Source organism: Citrobacter cronae, assembly GCF_016893685.1.
Classification (GTDB): Bacteria; Pseudomonadota; Gammaproteobacteria; order Enterobacterales; family Enterobacteriaceae; genus Citrobacter; species Citrobacter werkmanii.
In genome coordinates, this window is sequence record NZ_CP069763.1 from 4,137,144 (window position 1) to 4,137,801 (window position 658).

A 658-nucleotide genomic window follows, 5' to 3' on the forward strand; every position below is an offset into this window, starting at 1 on the left:
CGTCAGCGCATCATCTCTGGCCTGTTCTGCGCGGTTGGCACTCTCAGCGGCTGCATTTTTCTGGTTCTCAGCCGTTTCGGCTGACTGCAGAGCTGATGCTTCACTTGAAGATGCCGATTCTGCACTGGCTGATGCAGCAGTCTCTGATTTAGCAGCCTTGTTGCTGGACTCTCTGGCATGCTGCTCACTTAGTGCTGCAGCTGCCGCGCTGTTATTCCCCTGTTCTGCAGCCTGCGTGGCCGTGATGGCGCTTTCACGCGCGGCATTTTCAGATGAGGCTGCATTACCAGCATGCTCCCCCGCTGTTTGTGCTGATGAAGCGGCACTTTCGGCACTTCCAGTTGCAGACTGTGCCGAAGCACCTGCCTCCTGCTGCGCTTTCTGTGCCGTATCTGCGGCAGTTTTTGCCACTCCGGCCTGTTCCGTCGCTGCCTGTGCAGACTTTGCCGCACTGTCCGCATCTGCACCACTGGCCAGAACGTCCTGTGCTGTCTGTCGGGCATTATCTGCGGCAGATCGGGCAGACACATCAGCCGCATCGGCAGAGTTCGCCGCCTGGCGCTGTGACTCCGCCGCAGCCGTTGCAGACAATGCTGCCGCATCATTGCTCTGCGCTGCTGACTGTGCGGCCTGTTCAGCGAGTTTCCGATCCTTCTCT

General features: G+C 59.1%; 1 pseudogene. It reads right to left on the reverse strand.

The annotated features are described in order from the left end of the window. Positions 1–658: pseudogene (locus tag JSN25_RS17900) on the reverse strand (tail fiber protein); the annotation flags it as partial.